At 45.5% G+C, this 22,611-nt stretch carries 19 protein-coding genes, 4 tRNA genes and 1 rRNA gene; 21 read left to right on the forward strand and 3 right to left on the reverse strand.

Annotated features, from left to right (window positions below; genetic code table 11):
- The 3 genes from C0033_RS03445 to C0033_RS03455 form a co-directional block, all read left to right on the forward strand.
- Positions 1-101, forward strand: a 23S ribosomal RNA gene (locus tag C0033_RS03445); the annotation flags it as partial.
- 150 nt (positions 102-251) lie between these two features.
- Positions 252-326 (forward strand) — tRNA-Pro (locus C0033_RS03450).
- A gap of 17 nt (positions 327-343) precedes the next feature.
- Positions 344-416, forward strand: a tRNA-Gly gene (locus C0033_RS03455).
- 134 nt (positions 417-550) lie between these two features.
- Here C0033_RS03455 and C0033_RS03460 read toward each other — a convergent pair.
- Both C0033_RS03460 and C0033_RS03465 read right to left on the reverse strand, forming a co-directional pair.
- A complete protein-coding gene (locus tag C0033_RS03460) occupies positions 551-817 on the reverse strand; it encodes a GNAT family acetyltransferase (protein WP_103226490.1) in 267 nt (88 codons plus the stop codon).
- 68 nt (positions 818-885) lie between these two features.
- Positions 886-956, reverse strand: a tRNA-Gly gene (locus C0033_RS03465).
- A gap of 137 nt (positions 957-1,093) precedes the next feature.
- On the opposite strand from C0033_RS03465, the gene C0033_RS03470 reads away from it, so the two are divergent.
- From C0033_RS03470 to C0033_RS03535, 14 genes are all read left to right on the forward strand, one after another.
- Positions 1,094-1,834 (forward strand): DUF554 domain-containing protein, encoded by a 741-nt coding sequence (locus C0033_RS03470; RefSeq protein ID WP_103226491.1) that lies wholly within the window; start codon positions 1,094-1,096, stop codon positions 1,832-1,834.
- Between the two features lie 37 nt (positions 1,835-1,871).
- Entirely contained in the window at positions 1,872-3,416 is a 1,545-nt protein-coding gene (locus C0033_RS03475; RefSeq protein WP_103226492.1) for a nitrite/sulfite reductase, read from the forward strand.
- A gap of 25 nt (positions 3,417-3,441) precedes the next feature.
- The gene (locus C0033_RS03480) at positions 3,442-4,611 is read left to right on the forward strand and encodes an aminotransferase class I/II-fold pyridoxal phosphate-dependent enzyme (protein WP_103226493.1); all 1,170 of its coding nucleotides are present in this window, start codon (positions 3,442-3,444) and stop codon (positions 4,609-4,611) included.
- A 22-nt stretch (positions 4,612-4,633) separates the two neighbouring features.
- Complete coding sequence (gene truA / locus C0033_RS03485) at positions 4,634-5,377, forward strand: tRNA pseudouridine(38-40) synthase TruA (RefSeq protein WP_103226494.1); 744 nt, start codon at positions 4,634-4,636, stop codon at positions 5,375-5,377.
- Positions 5,374-6,552, forward strand: coding sequence for a cation diffusion facilitator family transporter (locus C0033_RS03490; protein WP_103226495.1), 1,179 nt, complete (start codon positions 5,374-5,376; stop codon positions 6,550-6,552). The genes truA and C0033_RS03490 overlap by 4 nt, the downstream gene beginning before the upstream one ends.
- Before the next feature lie 73 nt (positions 6,553-6,625).
- Positions 6,626-7,186 (forward strand): RNA polymerase sigma factor, encoded by a 561-nt coding sequence (locus C0033_RS03495; protein WP_103226496.1) that lies wholly within the window; start codon positions 6,626-6,628, stop codon positions 7,184-7,186.
- A 5-nt stretch (positions 7,187-7,191) separates the two neighbouring features.
- Positions 7,192-8,448 carry a hypothetical protein gene (locus C0033_RS03500; protein WP_103226497.1) on the forward strand — a complete coding sequence of 419 codons (1,257 nt, stop codon included), beginning with the start codon at positions 7,192-7,194 and terminating at the stop codon, positions 8,446-8,448.
- A 71-nt stretch (positions 8,449-8,519) separates the two neighbouring features.
- Positions 8,520-8,591 (forward strand) — tRNA-Gln (locus tag C0033_RS03505).
- Between the two features lie 130 nt (positions 8,592-8,721).
- Positions 8,722-9,873, forward strand: coding sequence for a hypothetical protein (locus tag C0033_RS03510; RefSeq protein WP_180994543.1), 1,152 nt, complete (start codon positions 8,722-8,724; stop codon positions 9,871-9,873).
- Between the two features lie 137 nt (positions 9,874-10,010).
- Positions 10,011-12,944 (forward strand): NACHT domain-containing protein, encoded by a 2,934-nt coding sequence (locus C0033_RS03515; protein ID WP_180994544.1) that lies wholly within the window; start codon positions 10,011-10,013, stop codon positions 12,942-12,944.
- A 66-nt stretch (positions 12,945-13,010) separates the two neighbouring features.
- Positions 13,011-13,787: a hypothetical protein gene (locus tag C0033_RS03520; protein WP_103226500.1), complete on the forward strand. Its 777-nt coding sequence runs from the start codon at positions 13,011-13,013 to the stop codon at positions 13,785-13,787.
- A gap of 96 nt (positions 13,788-13,883) precedes the next feature.
- Positions 13,884-14,450 (forward strand): hypothetical protein, encoded by a 567-nt coding sequence (locus C0033_RS03525; protein ID WP_103226501.1) that lies wholly within the window; start codon positions 13,884-13,886, stop codon positions 14,448-14,450.
- A 277-nt stretch (positions 14,451-14,727) separates the two neighbouring features.
- A complete protein-coding gene (lysA, locus tag C0033_RS03530; RefSeq protein ID WP_103226502.1) occupies positions 14,728-15,993 on the forward strand; it encodes a diaminopimelate decarboxylase in 1,266 nt (421 codons plus the stop codon).
- Between the two features lie 344 nt (positions 15,994-16,337).
- On the forward strand, positions 16,338-17,462 hold the full coding sequence (locus tag C0033_RS03535) for a hypothetical protein (RefSeq protein WP_103226503.1): 1,125 nt from the start codon (positions 16,338-16,340) through the stop codon (positions 17,460-17,462).
- Between the two features lie 182 nt (positions 17,463-17,644).
- On the opposite strand, the gene C0033_RS03540 is transcribed toward C0033_RS03535, so the two are convergent.
- Positions 17,645-18,346: a phosphatase gene (locus C0033_RS03540; protein ID WP_103226504.1), complete on the reverse strand. Its 702-nt coding sequence runs from the start codon at positions 18,344-18,346 to the stop codon at positions 17,645-17,647.
- Between the two features lie 256 nt (positions 18,347-18,602).
- On the opposite strand from C0033_RS03540, the gene udp reads away from it, so the two are divergent.
- Genes udp through C0033_RS03560 form a run of 4 tightly spaced genes read left to right on the forward strand, consistent with a single transcriptional unit; the run spans position 18,603 to position 22,609 of the window.
- Positions 18,603-19,397 carry a uridine phosphorylase gene (gene udp / locus C0033_RS03545; protein ID WP_103226505.1) on the forward strand — a complete coding sequence of 265 codons (795 nt, stop codon included), beginning with the start codon at positions 18,603-18,605 and terminating at the stop codon, positions 19,395-19,397.
- Complete coding sequence (locus C0033_RS03550) at positions 19,394-20,827, forward strand: extracellular solute-binding protein (protein ID WP_103226506.1); 1,434 nt, start codon at positions 19,394-19,396, stop codon at positions 20,825-20,827. The genes udp and C0033_RS03550 overlap by 4 nt, the downstream gene beginning before the upstream one ends.
- A 54-nt stretch (positions 20,828-20,881) precedes the next feature.
- Positions 20,882-21,754 (forward strand): sugar ABC transporter permease, encoded by an 873-nt coding sequence (locus C0033_RS03555; RefSeq protein ID WP_103226507.1) that lies wholly within the window; start codon positions 20,882-20,884, stop codon positions 21,752-21,754.
- 15 nt (positions 21,755-21,769) lie between these two features.
- The gene (locus C0033_RS03560) at positions 21,770-22,609 is read left to right on the forward strand and encodes a carbohydrate ABC transporter permease (protein ID WP_103226508.1); all 840 of its coding nucleotides are present in this window, start codon (positions 21,770-21,772) and stop codon (positions 22,607-22,609) included.
- Positions 22,610-22,611 lie beyond the last annotated feature (2 nt).

Genomic DNA, 22,611 nt, shown 5'->3' on the forward strand with positions numbered 1-22,611 from the left:
AGTAGTAAGACCCCTTGAAGACGACGAGGTAGATAGGGCAGAGGTGGAAGCATGGCAACATGTGGAGCTGACTGTTACTAATCGGTCGAGGGCTTAACCAAGTTGGTTTAGGTAAGAAAAAGAGGAAAGCGGCGAAGGCCGTAACGGATGGAAGGTAGAGATACCGATAGATATGATTCAGTGTGTGGTTTTGAGGGTACATATGATTTGGTTAAAACCATGTCTGTACTAAATATAGTTTTGGGATATGACGGGGTGTGGCTCAGTTTGGCTAGAGTACCTGGTTTGGGACCAGGGGGTCGCAGGTTCGAATCCTGTCACCCCGATTCTAAAAACTAAATATGCGCGAGTGGCTCAGTTGGTGGAGTACGACCTTGCCAAGGTCGGGGTCGCGGGTTCGAGTCCCGTCTCGCGCTCTTTTTAAGCCTAGTAAATACTAGGCTTTTTTCTATGTCGTGATGTACTTCGTGTTGCATGAATGTTAAATAATCTTTATTAACCTGCATACGAGCTGCTTTTAATATTTAGCAAGAGAACCAATAGTTTGTCTTTAAAAAGTCGGACGTTTATATTCGCCGATCTCATATTGTTCATCCAGCCACTGATAGGCCTGAATCACGCCTTCCTGTGTGAATTCGAACTCTGCAGAGTGCTTTTTTTCGTCCGGTGTGGAGTCGTAATTGTAGGGTTCCGGCCAGACTGTAGCTAAGAGTATATCTTCACTTTTGGTGACGCGGTAGCGCATTCCCTGATAGCTGCCGTAGAATGGTTCTTTTTTATAATAGTTTAATGGTACGAGATCACTTCTGTTAATCATTTAAATTCCCTCTTTACTGAAAATAATAAATTTTATACCAATATTTCCTTATAAATGGATATAAAAAAAGCAGATAACGGGAATCGAACCCGCCTCCCCAGCTTGGGAAGCTGGTGTTCTACCGATGAACTATATCTGCATGTTAATAGTATATCACCATTTCTTGTAAAATCAAGGATTTTGTACTATAATATCCTAGATTATGCAAAATCAGGGTTTCAATTCAGCTTTCCGCCTCGGCGATGAACTGGACTGAAACGAAACAGGAGGAGAGCAATGGCGGGGATAGGGACACTGATTAATGTGACGGCGATTGTGGTTGGAACTACAATCGGATTACTGATTAAAGGAGGCCTGCCTCAGCGGTTTCAGGATATTATAATGACTGCGGCCGGGCTGGTAACCACGTTTATCGGATTATCGGGGGCTCTTGCCGGGCTGCTTTCAGTGGACGGAAACGGGCTGGCTACGCAGAATACCATGCTGATAATTGGAGCGTTGTTTATCGGGGCGCTGATCGGTGAGGGGATTAATATTGAACGCAGGCTGGAAGGCGTGGGCGAGTGGTGCAGAGCCAGGATTCCGTCTGACAATAAAGGAAGCAGCACATTTGTTGAAGGATTTGTGACCAGTTCGCTTTTATTTTGTGTGGGAGCCATGGCTATTGTGGGATCGCTGGAAGATGGACTGAACCATAATTTCAGCACGCTTTTTGCCAAGTCAATGATTGACGGGGTGGTGGCAGTTGTATATGCGGCTACATTAGGAGTAGGGGTATATTTGTCAGCGCTGGCTGTGTTGGTCTATCAGGGAAGCATTACGCTGCTTGCCGGGATTGTTAGGCCGTACCTCAGCGACGGTGTAATCAGCCAGATGTCCTGCGTAGGGTCGATTTTGATTTTTGCGCTGGGGATTAACATGCTGCTGAATAAAAAACTAAAAATTGGTAATTTGCTTCCGGCAATGTTTATTCCATTGTTTTATCAATTGATAATGAGTTTATTGGGGATATTATAACAGAAGAAGTAAAAAAGATACTTGAAGGAGAACAGCAATGAAGACAAAATATGCCCAAGAGTTTAAAAAAGAGATTTCAGCCTTTAAAGAGATGACAAAACGTTTTTATAATCAGGAGATCACTGCAAAGGAGTATAAGGGCTTTTCAGGAAGATTTGGAAGTTATGCCCAAAGAGGCGGTAATGCCAATATGCTTCGTCTCAGAATGAGTGCGGGCCGTGTTACAAAGGATAAATTGAAATTTTTAGTGGACTGTATTGAACGGTATGGGATTACAAAAGTACATCTTACCACCTGTCAGACCATACAGCTTCACAATTTAGATGGGCTGACTGCCGGAGATATTATGGAAGAGGCGGCTGACCATGATATAATTACCTGGGGCGGCGGCGGAGATTTTCCGAGGAATGTGATGGCTTCTCCGCTTTCCGGCGTGGAACAGGGAGAATATTTTGATGTTATGCCATATGCTGAGGCGGCAGCGGATTATCTGCTCAGTTTTATTAACAAGGTAAAAATGCCGAGGAAGCTTAAAGTGGGATTTTCCAATTCTCCTGCCAATGAAACCCATGCCACATTCCGGGATCTTGGCTTTGTTGCTACAAAAGAAGGACGTTTTGACGTATACAGCGCAGGCGGGCTGGGAGCAAATCCAAGGCAGGGGCTTTGCGTGGCAAAAGATGTCAGGCCGGAGAAGATTCTCTACTATATTAAGGCGATGGTGGAGACATTTATCGCTTATGGTAATTATGAGAACAGAGCGAAGGCCAGAACCAGATATATGCAGATTACGCTGGGCCAGAAGAAATATATTGCGGCCTATCGGGAGAAGCTGGAAGAAGTATTGGAATCCGGAGAGAATCTGGATTTGAGAATTACCGCAGGAACGGTGAGCAAGACCGGAGACGGCAGCTGCATTTCAGACCGGAGGATTATCAGCCAGAAACAGGATGGGCTTTATGCGGTTTCCTATCATCCTGTGGGAGGTACGCCGGTGCCGGATAAATGGGGAGAGATTTATGACGTGATTAAAGATATGGATCAGGTGGAACTGAGGTTGTCTCCGGATGCGGATCTTTATATCATTAACTGCACAGGGGAGGAAGCGAAGCGGGTGCTTGAAGTTACTTCAGACGGGGCAAATAACCTGTTTGAATCCTCGGTTGCCTGTATCGGGGCGTCCATCTGCCAGGTCGGCGTGAGGGACTCGCAGAAGCTGATGCATGTGCTCACAGAAGAGATGAGAAAGATGGATTTTGCGGACGGTGTTCTTCCAAGGATTCATATCTCAGGATGTCCGTCTTCCTGCGGAACTCATCAGATTGGAACTTTGGGATTTCATGGCGGAGTGAAAATGATTGATAAGGTGCCGGTTCCTGCATTTACCCTTCATGTGAACGGCTGTGCCAAAGAAGGGGAAGAGCGTTTCGGCGACAGCTGGGGCGTGATGCTGGAAGAGGATATCCCGGCATTTTTAAAAGAGGTGGGAGAAGCTGTTTCGGCGGAGAGAACCACATTTGACCGGTGGTTTACAGGCCACAGGGATCAGTTAAAAGGGATTGCGGACAAGTATTTGAAATAGAGGTCAGAGGACGGAGGATAAGAAAATGGAATTTGCAAAGCGTATGGACCGTTTTGGAGAAGGAATATTTTCAAAGTTATTGGAGATAAAGCGCCGGAAACAGGAAAATGGGGAGCGGGTGACAGATTTAAGCGTGGGAACGCCTAATATTCCGCCTGCAAAGCATATAAGAGACGCTCTTTGTGAGGCCGCTCAGAAAGAAGAGAACTATATCTATGCGATTAATGATCAAAGTGCTCTGTTAGAGGCGGTGGCGCAGTGGTATCAAACCCGGTATCAGGTGGAATTAGATCCGAAAACAGAGATTTGTTCTCTTCTGGGGTCTCAGGAAGGGTTGGCTCATATCGCTTTGTCGGTTGTAGATGAAGGGGAGCTGGTCTTGGTGCCTGATCCCTGCTACCCGGTATTTGCGGACGGGCCGCTTTTGGCCGGAGCAGAACTTTATTATATGCCGCAGAAGAAAGAGAATGGTTATGTGATCCGGTTGGATGATATTCCTGAGGATGTGGCGAGACGGGCAAAATTCATGGTGGTATCCTATCCGAATAACCCGACTACCGTGATGGCTCCTGATAGTTTTTATGAAAAGCTGATTTCATTTGCGAAAAAATATGAGATCATTGTGCTGCATGACAACGCGTACAGCGAGCTGGTATTTGACGGAAAACACTGCGGAAGTTTTCTGCGTTTTCCGGGAGCTAAAGATGTGGGAGTGGAATTTAATTCCCTTTCTAAAACCTATGGGCTGGCAGGAGCCAGGATTGGATTCTGCGTGGGGAACAGCCAGGTGGTGAGCCAGCTGAAAACGCTTAAATCCAACATGGATTACGGAATGTTTCTGCCGATCCAGCAGGCGGCGATCGCGGCCATATCAGGGGATCAGTCATGTGTGGCAGATACCAGAGCTGCTTATGAAAAACGAAGGGATGTGCTGTGCGACGGATTAAAGGCTGTTGGATGGGATATGGATAAACCGGAGGCGACCATGTTTGTATGGGCCAGAATCCCGGAGCATTATAAAACTTCTGAAGAATTTGTAATGGATCTGGTGGAAAAGGCAGGGGTGATTGTGACGCCGGGAAGCGCATTTGGGCCGTCGGGAGAGGGTTATGTGAGGATGGCTTTGGTGCAGGATGAAAAAGAGCTGAAAGAGGCCGTTACAGCGATTGAGGAAAGTGGTATACTAAAAAGATAACAGAAGATATAGGAGAAAGCCATTGAGCTATAATTATAAGATTATTTTACAGTATGACGGAACCCGGTATGACGGGTGGCAGAAACAGGGGAATACGGATCAGACGATTCAGGGAAAACTGGAAGCGGTGATTTCCAAGATGGCGGGAACGGAGACAGAGGTTCACGGTTCTGGGCGGACGGATGCGGGGGTTCACGCATATGGACAGGTGGCCAATTTCCATCTGGAAAAGAAGTGGGATTCGGAGGAACTGAAGGACTATCTGAACCGGTATCTGCCGGAGGACATCGCTGTTTTCAGCGTGGAAGAGGTGGATGAAAGGTTTCACAGCAGGCTGAACGCAGCTAAGAAAACCTATACTTATTACGTGGATATGGGACCGAAAAAGAACGTATTTACCAGAAAATATGTATATGGTCTGGGGCAGAAGCTGAATCTGTCCGCTATGGAACAGGCGGCGGTGAAGCTGTGCGGCACACATGATTTTAAAAGCTTTTGTTCCAATAAAAAAATGAAAAAGTCAACGGTAAGAACCATCCATTCAATTACATTTCATCAGCGGGATCAGGTGTTGGAGATTCGGTATACGGGGGATGGATTCCTGTATAATATGGTGAGGATTTTGACCGGTACGCTGATCGAAGTGGGGATGGGAAAACGTGATCCGGGGTCCATGGAGCAGATTGTGCAGGCAAAGGACAGACAGGCAGCGGGATATACGGCGCCGCCGGAAGGGCTTTTTCTTACAAAGGTGGAGTATGAATGACAGATTTTTTAGTAAGAAGATTTATAAAGGACTATAATAATGTAGAGGACGTGGCGGTGAGAACCAGATATGGACTTTTAGCCGGGGTGGTTGGAATCTGCTGCAATATCGTGCTGTTTTCGGCAAAGCTGTTTATCGGGCTGCTGATTGGGAGTATTTCCGTTATGGCGGATGCATTTAACAACTTATCCGATGCGGCGTCTTCGATCATTGGATTCGTGGGCACGAAGATGGCGGAAAAACCGGCGGATGAGGATCATCCGTTCGGCCATGGAAGGATCGAATATATCGCGGCGTTTATCGTGGCATTTATCGTTATCCAGGTGGGATTTTCCCTGTTTAAGACTTCTTTTGGAAAGATTAGAAATCCGGAGGAGCTGTCATTTAAAGCGATTTCTCTGGTGATTTTGTCCCTTTCCATTGTTGTGAAGCTGTGGATGGCCATGTTTAACCGGAAGCTTGGAAAGAGGATTAATTCTACGGTTATGGTGGCGACTGCTGCGGATTCATTTGGCGATGTGATCACTACCGGGGCGACGATGGTGTCCATATTAGTTTTTGTGGCAACCGGATATAATATTGACGGCGTGATCGGATTGGTGGTTTCCGTAGTTGTAATGATCGCAGGTGTCAATATCGCAAAGGATACGCTGGCTCCGCTAATCGGGGAGGCGATCGATCCGGAGCTGTATAAAGAGATTTCCAAGTTTGTTGAAAGCTACGACGGAATTGTGGGAACCCATGATTTGATCGTTCATAATTATGGGCCGTCCAGAAGCATGGCCTCGATTCACGCGGAGGTGCCAAATCATGTGGATATCGAGGTGTCACATGAGATTATCGACCGGGTGGAACGGGAGGCTGCAAAGCGTTTTGGAATCTTTATGGTTATCCATATGGATCCGGTTGAGACCAGTGATGCGAGGGTAATGGACTTCAAAGAGCTGGTGAAGGGGGTTTTAATAGAGATTGATTCGAGGCTGTCTTTCCATGATTTTAGGATTGTGGACGGGACTGAGAGAATTAATCTGATATTTGATCTGGTAGTTCCGAGGGAATATAATGAGGATATGAGAAAAAGCTTGAGAAGAAAGGTTGCGGAAACAGTTAATCGAAGGGATAAGAGGTGTTTTTGCGTCATTACAGTGGAGAACAGCTTTTGTGCGGAAAGCTAGTTGTCTGAGAAAATTCCAGATTGATGCAATAAGATGGAAGAATGTAGCATTAACATTATAGAAAGGAATTCATATGAGTCGTGATATACCGCCAGACTATGAGAAGTTAAGCGATGAAGAGTTGCTGGGGCGTGTCGGCACTGGAGATGAGTTCGCATTTCGGCAGCTGTATCAGAATACTGACCGTACTATGTATAGCTATATTTTGTCTGTTTTGAAGAATCCGGACGATGCGGAGGAAGCCATGCAGGAGGCGTATCTGAAGATATGGGTTTCGGCGGCGGGGTATGTACCGCAGGGCAAACCTCTGGCATGGATGTTCACCATTGCCCGGAATCTTTGTTATATGAAGTTCCGGGAGAAGAAGCATCAGGCGGATATCGGAATTGATGAATTGGAGGACAGGGAGCCTGGTGAGATATGTCTTCCCATCGAACAGGCGGCGGATAAGATGGCTTTACAGGCAGCCCTCAGTATACTGAAGGAAGAGGAGCGTCAGATTGTTTTGCTGCATGCATCTGCAGGACTGAAACACCGGGAAATTGCAGCTTCACTGAAGATGCCGCTGGCTACGGTTTTGTCCAAATATAACAGAGCTATGAAAAAGTTGGAAAAATATTTAAGAGAGGAGTGAATACGTTGAAAGCAGAAGCAAAAAAGAAGATTGCGAGAGATGAAATTGAACAGCGTTTGTGTTCTGCTGTGACGCAGATTACTCCCGATGTGTTGGACAGAATTGATTTGTCGGCGCCGCAGGATCAAGCGGTAAAACAAGCATCTGTAATATCATTTAGCAGAGTATGGAAAAGAATGGCTGCAGCGGCAGCCTGCGTCTGTTTGATTTCAATATCAGGGGGAATTTATGCCTATGGGGAGATGAGGGTTGTCTCTGTCGTGGGAATTGACGTTAATCCGGGGATCGAGCTGTCTTTAAACCGCAGCAGCAAGATTTTAAAGGCGGAAGCGGTTAATGGAGATGGGGAGAGCATTTTATCGTCTGTGGATATTAAAGGGAAAAAGCTGGATCAGGCTGTGAACAGTCTGGTGGATTCCATGCTGGATCAGGGATATCTGAAGGAAGACTTTAACGCTGTCCTGGTCACTGTTTCCGATATTAAGCGGGGCAGCAGGAACATTCGTGAAGAGGCGGCTCAGGACGTGGAGAAAACGCTTAAAGAAAAGGATGTAAAAGCGGTGGTTTATAACCAGGAGATCGAGGTGACTCCTGAATTAAAGGAACTGGCACAGGAATACGGGATTTCCTGCGGAAAAGCTCATTATGTGCAGAGCTTAATTGAGGAGAACGAAGATCTTGATATGGACGATATGGAAGAGCTCTCCGCCCTCAATATTGCCCAGCTGTCACAGGGCGCAGAACTTGAGAAAGTTGTGCAGGCGGACAACAGCGCGCCTGAAGAGGAAACAATCTCTGAGGAAGAGACGGAAGAAGAGAGTACAGAGGATATAACGGAAGCAGTTACAGACAGCGAGGACGATGAGGAAGAACCGGAGAGCACAGAAGAACCGGTGCGCCGTCTGGCTGACGAGGATGAATTAAAACGGGAAATTCAGGAAGAGATTGAGTCTGACGGGCCTGTGGATGAAGAGATCGTGGATAATAGCAGAGAATTACCGGAGGAAACGGCTAAAACGCCTGCAGGGGAAGTGCCGGCGGCTGAGGATAAAGCCACAGCGTCAAATGGAATGAAGGCAGCCACACCGTCCAATGCCACACCGTCCAATGCCACACCGATTGCGTCCCAGTCGGATGCAGATGTGGATGATGAGATAGAAGAGACGGAAGAAGAGGAAGAAACAGAAGAGGAGACTGAGGAAGAAAGCGTAGAGCTGGAATTGGATATTGAACTCGAAGAAACAATCGGGTCTATTGAGTGAAAAATTGGTAAAATTGAAAAAACTATTGACTTTTCACAGCGCTTCATATATAATATATCTTGTTGTTGTGATGGGCTATCGCCAAATGGTAAGGCAACGGACTCTGACTCCGTCAGTTCAAGGTTCGAATCCTTGTAGCCCAGTAATTATCCCGCAGACGTTGTGTCTGCGGGATTTTTTTGAATTCCAAAAATATCTTATCTATGTTACAATCTAATAAATGCGGTAGGATAAAAGTCTGCTGATTGGCTGAAGACGCGGATTTCATGATAGATGGAGGAGAAGAAATACATGGGTATGGATGATATGACAGTGATTTCCGGAAATAATATGGCTTTTTTGCTGGGAGCTGATAAGACACCACAGCAAATGGTGGAATTTCTGAAGGAAGGAGCGCGGTTCAGAGGCTTTAACGACGTGTTGGAACGGGTTTATCCGGGGGAAGATCTGGCATCGAAACTGGCGCAGGGGCTGTCGGAACTCACCGGCGAAGAATATGGAAGCATATCCAGAAAGGTCCGCAACTGGATTAAGGGGCAGAATATGCCGAAAAACCGGGAAACCCTGTTTCAGATTTGTTTTATATTGGGACTGGATGAGGCGCAGGCGGGGCTGGTGCTGGGAACGGCTTCTGAAACTGGAATCCATTACCGCAATCCGGAAGAACTGGTATATGCCTATGCGCTGAGAAACGGGAAAAGTTATGAGGAAGCGCAGCATTTAAAGGAAGAAGCGTGCAGGATTTATGAAGAGGAAGTGGGAAAAAAAGGGAGCGGAAAAAAGGAAACACCAGTTTATACGAAACAGGTGAGGGACACATTTTGTCATGTCTCCTGTGATGAAGACCTATTTGAATTTTTCCGGAAGCACAGCGGAGAACTTGGAATACTGCATGAGACTGCATATGCAAAATTTACGGAGCTTTTGGATTATCTGCAGAATCCTAAAGGGGAAAGCGGCGAGCCGGAGCGTAAATTCACCATGGAAGAAGTGGTAAGGGATTATATCAGGATGAATGTGCCGCAGACGAAAAAGGTGTCTGATTACATATTGCTTCAGCGGCTGGTAAAGAAATATTGGCCTAATGAAAGCAATCTGCTGAATATGCGCAGCAGAAAAGAGGATGTGAGCAGAAAGGTTTTGATTCTTCTGTACCTGATTACGGAGGCATTTGACGGAATGGAAGATGGGGAGGAGGATGAGGAATATTATCTGGATGATTTTGAAGAAGATGAGGATTCCGATATCCGCCTTGAAATCCGTTTTGAGAAGATGAACCTTTTTCTGGATTCTTATGGAATGAATCTTCTCGACCCCGGCAATCCGTTTGATCTTTTAGTGCTTTATGCTATGAAGACGCAGGAGGGGGATTTTGTAAGCGACCGGATGGAAGCGGTTTTAAGCGTCCTTTTTGATGAGGAGTAGAAGGAAAAAAGTTGCAGGATTGCCGGCGGTTATATGATAAGATAACCGTGTAAAAATGCAGTACACCAAAAGGCATTTATCAGAAGATGAATGCCTTTTGGTGTATTGCCGAAAAAACGCGGGAAAGGGGGGCGGACATGGAGCAGAAAAGGCAGTTATTGGATGCAGGAGATATTATAACTCTTGGAGAAACGGAGTACAGGCTGGAAACGGTGGAAGGCTGCGGAGGCAGTTCCGTGGTTTACCGGGCCAGCTATGAAGACCGGCTGAACCGGGGGTGTTATCATAAAGTGCTGATTAAAGAATTATTTCCTATACATCCCCAGGGAATGATTTACCGCGACCAATCGGGAAATGTCTGCTGCGAAAATGACGGTATGGCTTATATGGAACGCTGCCGCCAAAGCTTTTACCGGGGGAATCAGGCAAATCTGGAACTATTGGAACTTCAGCCGGAACAGATATCCGGAAACCTGAATTCCTATAAGGCTTACGGAACTTACTATTCTATCCTGTCGGTGCACGGCGGGAAAAATCTGGAGCTGATTTTGCAGGAAGGGGAGATTAAGGACCTGAGATCGGCGGCAGAAGGGATGAAAAAGATTCTGGACGCTTTGGAGTGTTTTCATAAAAATGGTATCCTGCATTTGGATATCAGTCCGGATAATATACTGATGCTGGCGGACCGGGCGCTGCTCATCGATTATAACAGCGTATGGCCGATGGAGCAAAAGAACGGGGAGATCCGGCTGTTCAGCGTTAAAGAAGGGTATTCGGCTCCTGAGATCCGCCTTAGGCAGGAAGATATCGTAGGACCTTCCACGGACCTATATTCTGTATGCGCCGTATTTTTCCGCATGCTGACAGGGAGAAGACTTTCGGACGAGGAGATTGTGGGCAATAAACTGGGCAGGCGTTTTCCTAAGGATTTGGAGATTTTCAGAAACCAGCCTGTTTCGGCCGCGAAAAAGGCGGTTCAGATCGTGTCAAAAGGCCTGAATATTCTGGCGAGAAAAAGATATCAGTCCGTGGATGAGATGCGGGAAGAGATAGAGGAACTGATTCTCAGAATTGATGGAAAAGGCATTTCTCACAGCGCGGTATGGGAAGTGAGCAGAAAGACCTGGAAGGAAAAGCGCCGTCCTGACAATTCCTATCTGGAACGGGAAGTGCGCACGGACAGCGGGGAAATTCTTCCCCAAAGCGCCTGCCTGCGCTGGCTTCAGTCTGGCGGGCGGATTCTGTTAAAAGGTCCGGGCGGCATGGGAAAAACCAGGTTTTTAATGGAATTATGGAGACAGGGAATTAAGAGTTACCAGCCGGCCATGCCGGTGGTTGTATACATTCCGCTGACCGATTATCAGGAGGCGGGAGAAGAGCCGTATTATATCAGAAAATGCATACTGCGGCACCTGTGTTTCTCCCAGCAGGTAAAGGATATGGAGGCGGCTCTTCATGAATTAAACCGGTTGTTTGACCTGCGGATACAGGAGAACCAGGCATCTTTTATCCTGCTTCTGGACGGGTTGAATGAAGCCGGCAAACAGACGGGAAGCCTGCTCAAGGAGATCGAAGATCTGGGAAGGCGGCCGGGACTTGGAATCCTGGTAACAGACCGTTCGGATTCGGTTAAAAAGTATGGTCTGCACGGATTTTTGACGGCCGAGCTTTTGCCGCTGTCGGAACAGACTGTGATTCGGGAATTGGAACAGTATAGGATTCCCGTTCCGGATGAAAAGCCGTTTCTGACAATGCTGGGCAACCCCATGATGCTGTCTTTATACCGGAAGACCATGGGTATGAATCTGGAAAGCGGATGCGGTGAAAAAGGAACGGAATGTGCCGGCAGCATGGAAGACATGATCGGCCGGTATCTGGACAGCCTTTGTATACATGAACAGCGCATGGATTCAGGAAATCAGGGGGAACAGTTAAGGCACAGCTATCTGATCCGGCACCTTTTGCCGGAGATTGCAGGTGAGATGAAGCGCAGAAAGAAGACTTTGATCACTTTGGAAGAATTGTACCGTCTGATACAGAAGAATTACCATATTCTCCATCAGAAGAGCTTTGGAATGGCATTTCCCGAATATATGGGGAAATCCAGGCTGATGTTTAAAGAAATTGCCAATGACAGGGAGTGGTTTGATTATGCGGTTTCGGAGCAGCTGATCAACCGTTTAAACCTTCTGGAGAAGAGCGGGGATGGAAATTACGGGCTGATTCATGACAATTTTATCGACTATCTGGCAAATGTCTCGGCTGAAAATAAAAGAAAGATTGCCTGTTACCGGAGGAAATCCTGGGGAATTAAAGGCTGTGCAGCAATATTGCTGGCCGCGGTGATTTTAACCTCGGGGATCGCTGTCTGGAAATCCCAGGCGCCCGGCCGGTTGTCTGAGGAAGACAGGCAGGTGGTCCGCAATGCTCTTTCCCGTCTGGTCATGAACCTGCAGGTCCTGGATATACAGATCAGCGGCCAGCAGACTGTTTTGGAAAATGCCTTATCGGGCAAGGTTTTGGATGGGGAACCTCAGGATGTTGAAGAACTGGGCCGTTTGATCGATAAAAAAAGGCAGGAACTGCATAAATACGGAGTTATGGCCAATGATGGAACGCAGTGGCTGGCTGAACTTGAAATGCTTAAAACGGATATTCCCATATCGTCCATGCAAAGCCTTTATTCAAAGCCGGGAGACATGGAGACGGTCATGACGGAGGCGCTGGATCATCTGGAAGAGAGCCTGTGCGGGGAAGACAGCCCTTATTATGACAGGGCTAAAAGGGAACCTTTAGTGAAGGCTTACAAGGAATATCTGGAAGCTTATTCGGAGATGAGCTATCTGGAACTGAACCGGGTGCTTGTAAGCCTGGATCAGGAGTCGGCGGATACCGTATTGGATTCGGTTCAGGAGATGCAGGTGTTCAGTAAATTTATGTTAACCTATCCGCTGAGCGGCCAAACTGAGGAAGAGATATCCAGACAATTGGAGGGTGCGGCCCGTCAGGTGAAGGAAAAAAAGGACGAAATGAAGATGCAGAATTATAAGATCAGCGTGCCCGGTTGGTAAGTTCTGCCGTCTACTGTTGTTTTATGCCGTTTTATGCCGTTTCGGGCGGTGGAATGGGAGGAAGAGTTGAAAAAAAGAGTATTACATATGGCCATTGTCTTATCCGCCGGTTTATTGCTGGCAGGCTGTGGATCGGGCGGAAAGAAGGCTGATGAAGATTATAAGAAAATTGTGGATGATTTTGCTGCGGTCACGCTGGTGCAGGATCAGGATAATGGAGATTATGCCAAAGCGCTGGAGAGTGTTGGCATTTATCTTAAAGATTCAACTCCGGAAAACTTGAAGGAGGCCCAGACGGTTGTCCGTGAAACCATAGAAAAGATGGAAGAAGTAAGCGGTTCCGGCCCGGCTTATGAGATGGAACCTGGTTTTTCAGAACTGCTTTCAAAATACGGTTTCGATCCGGAAGAATATCAGATTAACGCCGATATGAGGAAGGGCTACCTGGCCGGATATATTGACAGCCTGGGCTATCTGGAATACTATCTGCAAAATGAGGGAGAGGGAAGCGTAACACGAAACAGCCTGGAATTTACCTATCAATATGATATGGAAGAACAGGAAGATATGAAGGGCTTTTATTACTGCGGAATCAATTATTGGTTTGCGGAATGGGGAGAAGAAGAGACTGCTTATGTAAAGCAGCAGGTGCTGGATAAGATGGAGTCTTTTACTGTGAAAGACCCGGTTTGGGAAAACAGCCGGGATGCGGTGGAGCGAAAGCTTACGGTTTACTTGGATAACATAGAAAAACACATGGATAAATGGCTGGATTTCATCGGAGAGAATCAGAAAGATCTCTATGAGATGGAAAAACAGCAGCGGAAAAAAGTTGCAGAATGAGTTTCTGCCTGCGTATATAATGAGTACATCAGATAACAAACAAGAGAAAATAAAAGAATAGTTAATGAAAAGGTAAATAAGAAAGGGGTATTCATTATGATGAGCAGAACAAGAAAATTATTAGCAGGTATCGTTACAGCAGCAGCGTTGACGGCAGCCATGGGGATGACAGCATTTGCAGGAGAAAGAGACACCGATTATACCAATCCATACGATCCGATGCTTCAGAATCTGGAAAAAACGCTGGAAGAAAATGATAAACAGTTTCAAAGTGCATATGATAAAATCATTGCGGATTTTGAAAAAGAAGTTGAAAACAGCAAAAAAGAAACGGAACAGGAAACAAAAAAGGCCAGGACTGATTCCTATATGGGCTCTGGCACCGGGGCAGCTTCATCCAACAGCTACAGCGGTTATACCTATACACCACGGACGACTGTTCCTCAGGAAACCACAAGGGCAGCGGCCGTATGCAGAAGATGCGGTGGAAAAGGGAAAGTGAAATGTGATGACTGCGACGGTATGGGGAAAAGGACTCAGACGGGGAGCAGCATTAATCTTGGTTCGGGAGCTACAAGGTATGAAGTGAAGGTTTCATGCAGAAGGTGTGGCGGGACTGGAAAAGTTGTTTGTTTGGGATGTCTTGGAGATGGAGAGTCATAAGAGATTTACATGAAGGGTGAAGGCATTTTCGGAAATGCCTTGAGGGTTTACATTAAAGGGTGAAGGCATTTTCAAAAATGCCTTGAGGGTTTATGTAAAAGGGTGAATGTTGAATCAGGAAGAGACCACTGGAAAATGATCTCGTACCGAATCGTCATTCACCCATTTTCTTGCCTCTCCTTCCAATTTTATCCCCCATAAATCAAAATATTTATTTTACAATCCCATATCCAGCAGTTATAATAAAGCGAGAAACAAAAGAAGGAAGGATAATAAAATGGAAAAGATTTTATCGGATGTAACTGACCGCATGAATTTTTTTGAGGGAAAAGATCCTGTGGGTTTGGCGGAAACTTATGGAACCCCTCTTTATGTTTATAATGAGAGAATTTTAAGAACCCGCTGCCGGGAGTTAAAGCAGTTTGTCTCTTACCCCAAATTTGAAGTGGACTATTCGTCAAAAGCCAACTGTAATCTTGCATTTCTTCAGATCGTAAGAAGTGAGGGCCTGAAGGTGGACGCCGTTTCCATGGGAGAAATCTATGCTCAAAGAATGGCGGGATTCCGGACGGAAGATATCTTTTTTATCTGCAATAACGTATCGGAGGATGAGATGCGGTATGCGATTGAAGAAGGGGTGCTGGTCAGCGTGGACTCATTGGCTCAGCTGGAGCAGTTTGGAAAGCTGAATCCGGGCGGCAGAGTGGCAATCCGTGTAAATCCGGGAATCGGAGCGGGCCATCATGAAAAGGTGGTTACAGCAGGAAAGAAAACAAAATTCGGAATCTCTACTGATCAGCTGGATCAGGTGAAGGTTCTTTTGAACCAATATCGTCTGACTTTGGTGGGAATCAACCAGCATATTGGATCTTTGTATATGAAAGGCGACGAGCTGCTAAAGAGCATGGACCAGCTGTTTGAAACGGTTATGATGTTTGAAAACCTGGAATTTGTGGATCTTGGCGGCGGATTTGGAATCCCTTACCATAAAGAGGACGGGGAAGCGCGCCTTGATCTGGAGGAGCTTGGGAAGGCGATTGATGAAAAGATGGAGGCTTTTACAAAGCGGTACGGAAAGGAGATCACTCTTAGGATCGAGCCGGGCCGTTATGTTTCCGCTGAATCCAGCGTGCTTTTAGGAAAGGTACATGCTGTAAAATACAACAGCGGACAAAAATATGCGGGCAGTGATATCGGCTTCAGCGTTTTGATCAGACCGGCGATGTATGATTCCTATCATGGCGTTGAGATTTACCGGCCGGGAAATGAGCCGTCGGAGAAAAAAGAAGAAGTCACCATTGTGGGGAATATCTGCGAAAGCGGCGATATACTGGCGAAAAACAGGCTGCTTCCTGAGATTCGTCAGGGAGATGTGCTTGGAATTCTGGATGCCGGCGCATACGGCCAGGCCATGTCTTCCAACTATAACAACAGACTTCGCCCGGCTGAGATTCTGATCCGTGAAAATGGGGATGTGGCTGTGATCCGGGAGCGGGATACGCTGGAGGATTTGGTAAAACATCAGGTTTTATTGGATATTTAAGGAAATGATGGTTTTTAGGTTAAGAACGGCGGTGCCGGGAAGATGGAAAACGCGGCTCTGCTGATATAGGGAAAGTGCCTATATACCCTTTAAAAATAAGAAAAAATAGAATGAGTGCTTATTAGGTTACCGAACAAGCGCCGCCCAAGTTGAGACTAGGGGCGGCGTTTTATGTTGTAAAGCCGAGAAGAAGACAATACCCATACTTTTTAAGCCAACGTGGACCGAGGATTGACGATGTGTTTCGGTTATTGTATACTTGATTTAATACAAATAGGCTCGTCTTCGGTGAGAAGGATGTACTGGGTGAACTAAAATCTTTAGAAAAAGATGTGGATGTTATTATGGAATTTTTAAAAGAAAATATTTTTAATATTTTAGGCATTATCAGTTTGATTGTTGGAATTCTTGCTTTTATTGACGGGAAATCTGCCAAGAAGGATGCAAAAAATGAAAAGGCTATTAGAGCGTATTTATATGATGTTGCAGAAAAGAATATAGACAAAGAGTTAACGGAGAATCATATAAATCAACTAAAACAAGTTGAGACAGAATTGACAGGGGCAATAAATGAACAGATACCAAAGTTAGCTAAAAAAACTTCTTTAACCAATAGCCTTGAAGAACTAAAAGATAGTCTGGTTAAAGACTATCTTGAATTTCAGCACATACAAGAAGAATTAAAAATCTACGATGTTCAGACCTCAGAGATACCAGAGCAAATATCTGATATAGTGGTTAAAAATATATTACCTGATTACTATCGACGCAAGGAAAAAGAGAAGAATTTGATTATAATTGCAGTTCTATTTTTATTATATATTATAATTAGTAATATTCCGGTATTTTCAGTTTTACAATATGCCATTGCATTATTTATGTATAACCCTCTGGCATCACTGCTGGAATTAACTTTCCCTAAAAACGGAAAATGGAGACTGCTGCTCAAATGTTGTTACTGTGTTGTTATTGGAGTTTATATGACGCTATTTTCTTTTGCTGGTATAAGCAAATCTTCTGGGGTATACAACTTACAATATCAATTTACATGTATTAAGATTTCGGTTAACAATGTTATTTGTATTCTTTTGAGTGTAATCTCATGTTTTTTGATTTCGTTTGCAGCGGCCTTTGCATTGAAAGTATTTATTATAGAAAAGCTATCTGCATATATAAATACTTCCCGGAAGAAGAAAATTATACTTTATTCGTTATACTACTTATTTTGGTTAACTGTCATTGCAATAGTAATATTTATGTCCACGTCTATATCAATAAGAAATTATGATTATATGTCCTATATTATTTTTGAATTCCGACTTTTGCTTATCTGCATAGCTAGTGGTGTATTAAGCCTAACAGCTTTAGTAATTCCATTTTTGCATTATAATCCTAAGCTTGGTAAAAAGCATTTTCTTAAAGATTCTGGTATAGAAAAGGATGTAACAACTGATTTGGACAAGAAATAGGGTTATTATTTAAGTACAATTTATCTCGCCTTAATGAGAGAGGCGTATTAGAAATATTTTAGAGAGGAAAAAGCAATCTGGCTTTTCCCTCTCTTTTTCTAACTTATGGACTTCGGACCAAGTTGGCCTAAAGCACGATGCTGCTGTGTTTCCCGCTCCTCTTCCATGCATTTTTTCATCAATTAAATTTCAAACCACTCCTTTAGCCTATCCCAAGAAGAATTGACAACCAGCTCTTCCGGAAATCCGATGGATTCCAGCATTTCAACGGCGGCCCCGTGATCGCCTACGGAGTAGCAGGAATGGGCGTCGGAGCTGATGATTACCGGAACCCGGTGCATTTTGCACAGCCGGGCCGTTTCCAGGCAGTTTTCATGGCTTCCGGGCCTTACGGAAAAGGAATTGGAATTGATTTCAATCAGTTTGTGATGCTTCGCGCACGCTTTTACAACCGCTTCATAATCGCATCGGAACACGGGATTACCGATGTGTCCAAGGCAGTCTATGGACGGATTTTCAATGATATTTAATAGTCCGGCCGTGTGATCTTCAAGCGAAGAAGGGGATATGGCTTCCACATGATAGGAGGCGACGACAAAATCCAGGTTTTCCAGGATGGCAGGGGGGAGATCGATTCGCCCTTCATAGGATTTTATGTTTACCTCGGCTCCTGCAAAGAATCTGAGGCCGTGAATTTGTTTGGGCAGGCCTTTCATGCATAAAAAATGGTGTGCTATGGCGCCGTCCATCATCTCGGGTCCGTGATTGGTGATCCCGAATGCCAGGAGGCCTTTTTCTTTGGCGGCGAGCGCCATTTCATTTAACGTGCTGTAAGCGTGCTGGCTCACATTTGTGTGCATATGTAAATCGGCAATAGTTTTCATAGGTTTACCTCCGGACTGTGAATTTAAAATAAAAAAGTTTACTAAATTCATTATAATGTTTACTGAAACAAAAAGCAAGCGATATTTGCAAAAAGTGGACAAAAAGCATTAAAAATGCAAAAAAATATTGACATAACTGCTGTATGTGCTATAATTTAGTCAGGAAACAGAAGTAAACTTTACTAAAACTTTACAAAATAATGCTTGAATATTTTACGGAAACAGATGTATTATGATAACGAAGGGAGGACAGCAGATGTCAAATGTATATTCAGAAGGATGTGAATATCATATCCAGGTGTCCCCGAAAGATGTGGGAAGATACGTGATTCTGCCGGGAGATCCGGGACGGTGTAAAGCCATTGCGGAGTATCTGGAGGATGCCAGGCTGATCGCATCAAACAGGGAATATGTTACATATACCGGGACGTTAGACGGCGAACGGGTCAGCGTTACCTCAACCGGAATTGGAGGGCCTTCGGCAGCGATCGCCATGGAAGAGCTGATCCACTGCAATGCGGATACATTTATCAGAATCGGAACGTCCGGGGGAATGCAGCCGGATGTGATGGCCGGGGATGTGGTGATAGCCACAGGGGCAATCCGCATGGATGGAACCGGCAGGGAATATGCCCCCATCGAATATCCGGCTGTGGCGGATTATGAGGTGGTATGCGCGCTGAAAGAAAGCGCCAAACGGCTGGGACTGAGGTTCCATGTGGGCGTGGTGCAGTGCAAGGATTCCTTTTACGGACAGCATGAACCGGAAAATATGCCGATTCACACAGAACTGCAAAACCGGTGGGAAGCGTGGAAGCGGTGCGGCGCTTTGACTTCAGAGATGGAGTCGGCCACCCTGTTTATCGTGGGAGGCGTGCGCAGAGTTCGAGTGGGCTCTGTCCTCCTGGTAATCGGCAATCAGACCAGGCGGGAATTGGGACTGGAGGATATTCAGTGCCACGATACCAAACGGGCGGTGAAAACAGCGGTGGAAGCGGTCAGAACATTGATTCATGAAGATAAAAAGAAAAATGGAGGAGAACGGGAATGAAGAAAACAGGGAAAAGATTAGCTGCATTAGGACTTAGCGTTATCACAGCTTTTAGCTTGGCGGCATGCCAGAGTAAACCGGCTGAGCCGGCGTCCACAGCGGCGCCGAAAGATACGGCTGCGGCAGAATCAGCTGCAGAAAATGGAACAGAAGCGGCGTCGGAACAGGCCGGAATTGAAGAAGTGGGAGAGGTTACCTTAAAACTTGGATTTAACGGAGACTTTTTAACCATGCCAGAAGCGGTTTTAGGCGCGGCTGAGCGTTTAAACGAGAAATATGCGGCGGAAGGAAAGAATATTAAGATCAATTTCGAAACGGATTATCAGACCATCAACAATACGGATTATCACAACAATATCGTATTCGCCCATAAGAGCGGGGACGCGCCTGATATCTTTATCTGCGACGCGGATGTGGCCGGATTTGTTAATGCCGGCTGTCTGCTGGATATTTCCGATATCATGGGAGATGAGTTTGTAGACGGGATTTTCACGCCGACCATGGTGGATCAGAAAGCATATGCGATGCCGTTTGACCTGCCTCTGCGCGTAATCTACTATTCCAATAAGGACTTGGCAGAAATCGGATGGACGCAGGAAGAGATTGACGCCCTTCCAAAGAAGATTGCCGACGGTGAATTTACATTGGAACAGTTTATCGAACTGTGCGGGACCGTTGTAGAAAAGGGCGGCGCTCAGTACGGACTGGTACACAGACCGGGAGCCGGAAATGATTTCTTCGATATGCTCAATGCCCTTGGCGGAGAGTATTATGACGAAAACGGCAAGCTTGTTTTCGATGAAGCGGCTATTTTGAGATTTTTCCAGTTTACATATGACAATGCCAATACTTCCAAGATCACGCCTCAGAACTTAAACCAGCTGGGATGGGATACTATCAATAAGATGGTAGGAAATGGAGAGGCATTCGCTTATTACGGACCGATGTTTTCTGCAACCTATGTGGCTCAGGCGGCTGGGCTTTCCACGGAAGAATTTGCGAAAGACGAAACATTTGTGCTGTTCCCGAAATCAGAATATTCCGACAAGCCGTTTGCAGTTGCAGCGCCTCAGATGATGGCAATCAGCGCGGATACCAAGTACCCGGAACTGTGCAAGGAGATATTTAAAGAGCTGGCGGCAGGTTCCAGCGATTATCTGGCAAACCATGCCAGCACCATTTATACACTTTCCTGTATTAAATCGGAAAATGAATCCGATGTGATTATGGAGAATCCGATTCTTAAAAATGTAACTTATATGGCTGATTATGCGAAGAGCATTCCGGCTGTGGACGGCCTTGCATCATTAAAGAGCGAGCTGTTTTCCCAGATCGTGACCTTAGAGCTTGGGCAGATCACGCCGGAAGAGGCGGTAAAGGCCATGAGGACACAGATTGAACTGAACGTGGATGACGTTATATTTAAATAGTCGATATAAAAGGGCACTGTTCTTGTGCCCTTTCTTCAAGAGAGGCGGTAACTTATGAAAAATAAAAATGGGCAGGCGTATCTGTTTCTGACGCCGTTTTTAATTCTGGTTTCCATTTTCTATGTGGTTCCGGCCATACTTACGATTGTGATGTCATTCACCGGCCTGGATTCTTCTTTCGTATGGGAATTTAATAATTTTAAAAATTTCAGAAAGATCCTTTTGGACCCCAATACGCTGACAATTGTAAGAAATACCTGTATTTTCGTGGGGGTGGCGATTGTATGCACCGTATGTTTGGATTTGATGTTTGCGGTACTGACCACTTATTTCATCAAGGTGGACCGGTATTCCAGCCTGTTTAAGTCCATTCTGATGATCCCTATGATCACACCTGCGGTCGTGTATTCCGTTCTTTGGATCTGGCTTTTGGAGGCCAGTGAAAATGGGGTGGTGAACAAGATTTATATGGCCTTTGGAGGGCAGCAGGCTCTGAACTGGATCGCAAAATATCCCATGCAGATCGTTTTGGTCGCCACGGTGCTGACGAGCATTGCTTATGGAACCACTATATTTTCCAGCGCTATTAAAAGTATTCCTGAGAACCAGTTTAAGGCGGCTCATATTGACGGGGCGGGGGAGTGGGAGATTATAAAAAGCATTATTCTTCCCAACATCCGCTATCACATCCAGTTTATTGCGCTGTGGGAGACGCTGGGACTTTTGACAAATTATGTAACCATTTTGTTAATCACCAACGGAGGTCCGGGTATTAAGACCGAGGTTTGGGCGCTGTCGGCTTATCATAAGGCATTTACGGACCAGCAGTACGGATATGGAGCGGCCATTTCACTTGTTCTGATTCTGATTGTGCTGGTGCTGATGATGCTGATTAACAAGGTGATGCAGAAGCAAAATGAACGTTAGGAAGGGGGAAAGAGAATGATATCACTCAGTAAAGTTGAGAAAAAGAAACAACGAATAGCAATTATCGTGATGGTTGTCTTATGCCTTCCGATTCTGTACCTTTATATCAGTTTTTTCCGCCTGGCGTTTTTTGATGCGGACGGGGCATTTACCCTGCGTAATTTCGATTTCATGTATAAAGAGATGAAGCTAAAACAGACCACGATTCAGCCGATCGGAAAGGCGTTCCGCAATACGGTGTTGTTTACCGTATTCGTTACCACATGCGAGGTTTTAATCAGCTGTCTGTCGGGCTATGCCATATCGAGGCTGGAGTTCAGGGGAAGAAAGCTTCTTCAAAATGGGCTGCTGGTGCTGCGTATGTTTCCAAACCTGCTCCTTTTAATTGCGGTTTTATACGTTTTGATCGCTTTAAAACTGGTCAATACCCTGTTGGGAGTGGTGCTGGTTGCCATAGCGTTCCGAATTCCCGGCTCCACATTTATCATCAAGAATTTCTTTGACGGAATACCAAGGGATATTGAAAATTCCACTCTTGTGGATGGCTGCAGCCGTTTGAGCGGGTTTTTCCAGGTGATCATCTACCTGGTAAAACCGGGAATCGCTTCCATCTCCATCTTCTCATTTTTGAGCGCATGGTCTAATTATATTCTGTTTAATACATTAATATTTAATTCCAAAACGCCTGTCATTGCCACTTATCTGAGATCGCTGTCCAGAAGTGAGCAGATGATTGCAGACTATGGCGTATTCGCGGCAATGGCGATTGTTTACATGCTTCCGGTATTTGTATTCTTCATCATTTCACAGAAACAGCTGATGGAAGGAAATATCGGCGGAGGAAAAGGAGTTTAATT

The organism is Clostridium sp. chh4-2, from assembly GCF_002899675.1.
Lineage (GTDB): Bacteria > Bacillota > Clostridia > Lachnospirales > Lachnospiraceae > CHH4-2.